This is a genomic window from Bartonella sp. AP4SXKL (genome assembly GCF_042195845.1).
Classification (GTDB): Bacteria; Pseudomonadota; Alphaproteobacteria; order Rhizobiales; family Rhizobiaceae; genus Bartonella.
Window position 1 is genome coordinate 14780 of sequence record NZ_JBHIPA010000014.1, and the last position, 7386, is coordinate 22165.

Annotated in this window: 5 protein-coding genes and 1 pseudogene; 2 read left to right on the plus strand and 4 right to left on the minus strand. The window is 39.7% G+C overall.

All coding sequences use genetic code 11. The annotated features are described in order from the left end of the window. Nucleotides 1-820 precede the first annotated feature (820 nt). The 4 genes and pseudogenes from ACFIMI_RS07715 to fumC all read right to left on the minus strand — a co-directional run bounded on the left by ACFIMI_RS07715 (nt 821) and on the right by fumC (nt 4949). Entirely contained in the window at nt 821-1708 is an 888-nt protein-coding gene (locus tag ACFIMI_RS07715) for an outer membrane protein (protein ID WP_375630099.1), read from the minus strand. Between the two features lie 629 nt (nt 1709-2337). Beyond that, nucleotides 2338-2555, minus strand: a pseudogene (locus tag ACFIMI_RS07720) (lyase family protein); the annotation flags it as partial. Between the two features lie 680 nt (nt 2556-3235). Continuing rightward, nucleotides 3236-3427, minus strand: a complete 192-nt coding sequence (locus tag ACFIMI_RS07725) for a hypothetical protein (RefSeq protein WP_375692412.1) — start codon at nt 3425-3427, stop codon at nt 3236-3238. 133 nt (nt 3428-3560) lie between these two features. After that, a complete protein-coding gene (gene fumC, locus ACFIMI_RS07730; protein WP_375611602.1) occupies nt 3561-4949 on the minus strand; it encodes a class II fumarate hydratase in 1389 nt (462 codons plus the stop codon). Nucleotides 4950-5176: 227 nt separating this feature from the next. On the opposite strand from fumC, the gene groES reads away from it, so the two are divergent. Both groES and groL read left to right on the plus strand, forming a co-directional pair. Next, the gene (gene groES / locus ACFIMI_RS07735; RefSeq protein WP_005774667.1) at nt 5177-5473 is read left to right on the plus strand and encodes a co-chaperone GroES; all 297 of its coding nucleotides are present in this window, start codon (nt 5177-5179) and stop codon (nt 5471-5473) included. 58 nt (nt 5474-5531) lie between these two features. Then, nucleotides 5532-7175: a chaperonin GroEL gene (gene groL / locus ACFIMI_RS07740; protein WP_375692413.1), complete on the plus strand. Its 1644-nt coding sequence runs from the start codon at nt 5532-5534 to the stop codon at nt 7173-7175. The last annotated feature ends 211 nt before the right edge of the window (nt 7176-7386 follow it).

The following is a 7386-nucleotide window of genomic DNA, read 5'->3' on the forward strand; positions in this document are numbered from 1 at the left end:
CATGGGGCAATGTGTAATCTCCTCTCTTTAAAAGACAGGAGCATGAGAGGCTTAAAAGATTATGCTTTAGAGGCTTTTGAAAGTCGTAAAGCAGAGGGAAATGGTAAGATTGGAAATTGGTTTTTACCTTGACAACTTCATGTGCTCCCTAAATGAAGCTGTCTCCCCGTTATAGAAATTACATAAACAGAGAACCGCAATATTCTCTCTCCACTCTTGGCATATAATAGCGGTAAAATACTGTTGTTTGAAGTGTGGTCATATAGGGCATACTTCCTTGAAACGTTACAGTATTTTTTTCGGTGTGTGTTGGATATTCTTCAGTGTTTGTCTTGCTTGAGATTTAAGGGCATTCCATGAGGAGGAGCCCAAAGAAGCCCGCCCAATATCCCCCAATATCCCCCAAGAGTCTCCAAGGGTTTTTGTGCTTTTATAAACGGACATGGTGTTTAAAAATGGGTGTTTAGAATCTTTATCCTTTAAGAGCGGGGAGGCCAAGTCAACATCATCTTATAAAACTGCAATTGATGCACAATATCCATATTTATTTTAAAGAAATATCTCTTAAATAACGGCTCTCATTTATTTTACGATGGCGCCCAGTGGTATGATGGTAAAGCTTTTATATTCCAAAGGCATTACATGAAAGGCTGAGAGGATAGAAATTTGCTTTAAGAGAGGGAGAGGCTTTATTGTTTCGTGACTATTTGTTTACAGTTTAGTACAGGTTTTTAGAATCTACGTCTTTTTAGGGGGAAAGGGGCATTAAAAAACCCCGTTTTTAACAGGGTTTTTTAATCGTTCAACTTTTCTAAAAAACTTAGAATTTATAAGCGATACCAAAGCGAACATCATGCGTTTGAGAAGAGATTTTAAGGTTATCGTTTGCAAATTTCTTTTTAAAAAAATCTGAATAACGATATTCTGTCCGCATAATGATATTATCTGTCATTGCAAGATCAAAACCACCACCAACAGTGTAACCAAACATTGTTTTTGTCTCATCTAACACATTGCCAGAAGCAAAAATTGTCGAATCTTCTTGCGATTTTGATAAAAGTGACATGATATATTGCATCTGTCTATAGGCTATACCCCCTGCAATATAAGGCATAAGACGATGGGAAGCAAAACCAATGCGCGCGCGCGTGGCACCAGACCACGTTTCTTTCAATGTTACACTGCTAACAACAATGTCACCATAGTTGGATATCGTTTCACCCTGAGCTGCAGGTTTTATGATAGGAATCCCAGCTTTTTTAAAGGCAATGTTAATGGAGTTTGATTCATCTAGAATTTTCTTTCCATTGTCTGTTTGGGTGCTTTTCCTCCCAGACCAGACCATATCGGTATCAAAACTGAAAACAAGATCTCCCAGATCAATATTAGAACCTGCATACAAACCTGCTCTCAATCCTGATAGTTTCGGTGATAAATCTCTATCAACCAAAGCCCATTTTCCGTCCCTGGCTTCTTGTGCATAATTTAGAGTATTTTTATTGGAAAAATATCCAATTTGTCCTCCAAAATAAAAACCAGACCAAGAAAAAGGCGCAGAAACAGTAACCGGTGAAATACGTGACGATGAAACATCTTGCAATGAAACCTTCGGTTCTGATTGCTTAAAGATTACTGTATCTGCTGCTTGCGCTGTTGAAGCGGTAATGAAGGTGAAAATAGATAGTGCAACTAAACATTTTGTTTTCATAAAAACGTCCCCAATTTATTTCAGATACAAATCGTATTATATACAAATTGGTTAAAAAAATCTATATTTAATATCATTATGAAAACTAAAACATTCAAAAACTCTATAATTATCCATATTTAAGCGTTCTTGAAACTTGTTTTCATGCTATTATCCCGCGTTTATATTGATTTTTCAGTATTTTTATATACTCTTTCAGTGTTCTCTGTGTTTTAGAAAAAATTATAGTATAGTAAACAAGCTTTCTATTTGTTAAAAAAATATTACTTTATATATATTAAAACACTTTTTGTTATTAAATGTATTATCCATTATGATTGACACCAATGTGCTTAAATATTCAATTGATCGTAAAAAATGCATATTGGCACCATCATATTCTTTGCTCGTTTCTGATATTGCATAGCTTTGTATTGCGATAGCCTTTTGAGCACTTGAGGGGATGAGCGACTTTATTTCTTTTTTATCTATATGCCACTTTTGCTTATAATAATCTAAGCGAATAGTTTTGATTGATTGAATGGAATACGAAGAATCAGAAGGAGTAAAGTGCGAGAATCTCAAGTCTCATGAGGTTTCTTATGCGCCATGTAAAACGGATAAACTCTCCGTTCCGTTCACTTAAAGCAGGAACGTGGATGAAAGCCTAAAAACTGAATGTCGTTGGCGATTTTAAAGAGATTAGCGCGTGCCATTCAGGTTTTTGTGGAAATGGGTGAGGGCGCTATAATGGGCAAATGCCTCCAATTTCTTGCGAGCTGTCAAGGATATCCCCGTTAGAGAGCTGATTGTTTCAGCAAAGGTCAAAACCTTTCGGTGCATTGAATTTTGTTCCAACAGCTGTTCCTCTATTGAGCACCCCCATCTTCACGCTTCATAAAAGAGACATTTCTCAATGTTCCTAAACCCATTTCATGACAGCGATTGTGAATGATATAATAATAAATCTATTGAGCACTCCCATCTTCACGCTTCATAAAAGAGACATTTCTCAATGTTCCTAAACCCATTTCATGACAGCGATTGTGAATGGTATAATAATAAATCTATTGAGCATCTCTTTTACGCTTCATAAAGGAGCACGCCGGTACCATTACTATATTTGCCAGTTCGTGGGGTTGTTGTGACAGTCCTCTCCACAATGTTGTGACAGAGGCCCCTTTGTCCGTTGTGACAGTCCTTGGCACTTGAGGTGGTTCATTAGAGGCGTTTGTAGTTCTTATCGGATACAATTTCTATTCACATATTCATTGCGTTTGTGATGTGCAAGTCAGTGATTTTGATTGATGCAACATGGGACCGATTTAAAATGAGAAAATCTTACGGTATTTAGGATTCTCGTTCAATATGGATAACGCTAGATTATCATTATAAATAAACACATTATCTCATTGAGATAAGAGTTATCTACCCAATGTTATCAATAATGATAACATTGTAAAGCGTAACTACGATGAATTCATTAATCTTTTTATACTTTGATTGAAATTATGTCTATTAATACCGATAATACCGATTTTTTTGAGCTCATTCTGTTTGGTTGATAGCTAATAGATTTTCAAAATCAAAACGCGAAGCTAGAATGAAAAACACCTTAAGGTCATATCCATTTAAATCACTTTCTGCCAGTATAGCCATTGGGTGTTGAGCTATGACTATCCATGCCTTTGCAAAACCGTTGTGCCTTTTAAGTACAATATAAGCAACAAAAACACCCATAGCATAAATGCGGCTCAGAGCCTAAAATGAACGCTGTGGGTAATTGTTATCGGTCATCATCGGGGTGTTTACACCCCGATCTTTTGACAGAAAGATTTGTTTTAAGATGTTTGCATCTTTTTTAGTGGGTTGTTTATTGGGGAGCAATCATCTTTTTAGGATCAACTAATCGGTCATAATCCTCTACAAAAACGCCTGCTTTTAATGCTTCGGTGCGCAAAGTTGTATCATTTTTATGCGCTGCTTTGGCAATTTCAGCAGCTTTTTCATAGCCAATTTCTGGTGCAAGAGCTGTGACTAACATGAGTGAGCGCTCCATGAGTGAGTGAATATGAACACGATTGGCCCGTAATCCTTGAATGCAATGCATATCAAAAGAACGCATGCAATCACCAAGAAGGGTAATTGATTGTAAAACGTTATAGCCAATAACAGGTTTATAAACGTTGAGTTCAAAATGTCCTTGGCTTGCGGCAAAGGTTACGCTGGTGTGATTACCAAAAACTTGGCATGCAACCATGGTTAAGGCTTCACATTGCGTGGGGTTGACTTTGCCGGGCATAATAGAAGAGCCTGGTTCATTTTCAGGAAGACTGAGTTCCCCTAAACCGGAACGTGGACCAGAGCCTAAAAACCGAATGTCATTGGCAATTTTAAACAGATCAGCAGCGAGAGCATTCAAGCTCCCGTGGAAATGCGCAAGGGCACCATGATGGGCAAGTGCTTCAAATTTATTGCTGGCAGTTTGGAACGTTATTTCTGTGAGAGTGCTCACTGTTTGCGCAAAAGCAACGTCAAAACCTTTTGGCGCATTCAGCCCTGTGCCAACAGCCGTACCACCTTGAGCAAGCATTTGGACATCGGTTAGAGCATTTTCAATACGCTGAAAATTGGCTTCTAATGCGGCACGATAGCCTGAAAATTCTTGCCCTAAGGTTAAAGGGGTTGCATCTTGCGTATGGGTGCGGCCGATTTTAATGATATCTGCAAATTCTTGCTCTTTTTGTTTTAATGTCGCAATAAGAGCTTCAAGGATTGGCAGTAAGTGTTGGCGTGTTTGCAACGTGGTGGCAATGTGAAGCGCCGTGGGAAAGGAATCGTTCGATGATTGGCTCATGTTGACATGGTCATTGGGATGAACTGGTTTTTTGCTTCCAAGTTTTCCTCCCAAAATCTTACTAGCACGATTAGCAATGACTTCATTGACATTCATATTGCTTTGTGTGCCAGAACCTGTTTGCCAGACGGACAGTGGAAAATGCGTATCAAAATCGCCAGCAAGCACTTCATCAGCGGCGGCAATAATTGCTTTTCCAATATTTTCTGGTAGTTTTCCTTTGCCCATATTTACAATCGCTGCTGCTTTTTTGACAAGGACTAAGGCATAGATGATGGCAAGAGGCTGCTTTTCACTGCCAATATTAAAATTATGCAGAGAACGTTCAGTTTGTGCGCCCCAATAACGATCTTGACGTACCGAAATCGTTCCAAAGCTATCCGTTTCCTGACGTGTTTCAACCATGATAAGATCCTTTTTTGTTCACGGGTTCTCAAAAAAGATAGATAACGCGAAAGTGCAATAAGAGGCAAGACTTTGAAGCTTCATTTAGAGAAATTATTTTTATGGCTATTCTTGACATTGAGAGATGCCGATTTTATATCTAACACATGCTAGCACTCGTAATTTGAGAGTGCTAGCAAGAACTTTTAAGATTAATTCAATTATGTTCAGTTTTAAGGATTTAAAACATGGCTAATATACAATTCCGCCCACTTCACGACCGTGTCGTTGTCCGTCGGGTTGAATCTGAAAATAAAACGGCTGGTGGGATTATCATCCCTGATACAGCAAAAGAAAAACCCCAAGAAGGCGAAGTGATTGCTGTTGGCAATGGCGCTCTCGATGATAACGGAAAGCGCGTGCCTTTAGAAGTCAAAACAGGAGACCGTATTTTGTTTGGAAAATGGTCTGGAACTGAAGTCAAGATTAATGGGGAAGACCTCCTCATCATGAAAGAATCTGACATTATGGGAATTATGGGCTAATTGAAGCACTTAGTTTTTCATTGTGTACTATTTTGAGAAAACTCCAAGGAGAAATTAAATGGCTGCTAAAGAAGTCAAATTTGGCCGTGAAGCGCGTGAGCGTTTGTTGCGCGGTGTCGACATCCTTGCTAATGCTGTTAAGGTGACACTCGGCCCTAAAGGTCGCAATGTGGTGATTGATAAATCATTCGGTGCGCCTCGTATCACAAAAGATGGTGTATCCGTTGCAAAGGAAATCGAACTGGAAGATAAGTTCGAAAATATGGGTGCACAAATGTTGCGCGAAGTTGCTTCTAAAACCAATGATATCGCTGGTGATGGAACAACAACAGCAACTGTTTTAGGACAAGCTATTGTGCAAGAAGGTGTTAAAGCTGTTGCTGCGGGCATGAACCCAATGGATCTTAAACGTGGGATTGATGCTGCTGTTGAAGAAGTGGTGGCAAACCTCTTCAAAAAAGCAAAAAAAATCCAAACTTCAGCAGAAATTGCACAGGTGGGAACAATTTCCGCTAATGGCGCTGCTGAAATCGGTAAAATGATCGCTGATGCTATGGAAAAAGTGGGCAATGAAGGCGTCATTACCGTGGAAGAAGCTAAAACCGCTGAAACGGAATTAGAAGTCGTTGAAGGAATGCAATTTGACCGTGGGTATCTTTCCCCTTATTTTGTCACAAATGCTGAGAAAATGGTCGCTGATCTTGATGATCCTTACATTCTCATTCACGAAAAGAAATTGTCTAATTTGCAATCTCTTCTTCCTGTGCTTGAAGCTGTTGTTCAGTCTGGAAAACCACTTCTCATTATCGCTGAAGATGTGGAAGGTGAAGCTTTGGCAACGCTCGTTGTCAACAAATTGCGTGGTGGTTTGAAAATTGCTGCTGTAAAAGCTCCTGGATTTGGTGACCGTCGTAAAGCAATGTTAGAGGATATCGCTATCTTGACATCCGGACAGGTTATTTCTGAAGATGTGGGCATTAAACTTGAAAATGTCACTTTGGATATGCTTGGACGTGCAAAGAAAGTGAATATTTCTAAAGAAAACACCACCATTATTGATGGTGCTGGACAAAAGGCTGAAATTACTGCTCGCGTCAATCAAATCAAGGCTCAGATTGAAGAAACAACTTCTGACTATGACCGTGAAAAATTGCAAGAAAGACTTGCTAAACTCGCTGGTGGTGTTGCTGTTATCCGTGTGGGTGGTGCAACAGAAGTTGAAGTGAAAGAAAAGAAAGACCGTGTTGATGATGCTTTGAATGCAACACGTGCTGCTGTTGAAGAAGGTATTGTTGCTGGAGGTGGTACCGCATTGTTGCGTGCAGCAAATGCGTTGACCGTTAAGGGAAGTAATCCTGACCAAGAAGCTGGTATTAGTATCGTTCGTCGTGCTCTACAAGCACCAGCGCGCCAGATTGCAAGCAATGCTGGTGAAGAAGCCGCTATTATTGTGGGCAAAGTGCTGGAAAATAATGCTGACACTTATGGTTACAATACCGCAACTGGTGAATTCGGTGATTTGATTGCTTTGGGAATTGTTGATCCTGTGAAAGTTGTGCGCTCTGCTCTTCAGAATGCGGCTTCAATTGCGAGCCTTCTGATCACAACAGAAGCAATGGTTGCTGAAGTTCCAAAGAAAGATACACTAATGCCTCCGATGCCTGCTGGCGGAATGGGTGGAATGGGCGGAATGGATTTCTAAGCTCTTATTCCTAGACGTAATAAAGAAACGGGCCTTCTGTGCCCGTTTTTTTATGCTTTTTCATGTTTTTCAACCGGTGAATTTGGTGATTTGATTGCTTTCAAGAATTGTTAATCCCGTGAAAGTTTTTGCGTTCTGCTCTTCAGAATGCGGCTTCAATTGCGAGCCTTCTGATCACAACAGAAGCAATGGTTGCTGAAGTTCCAAAGAA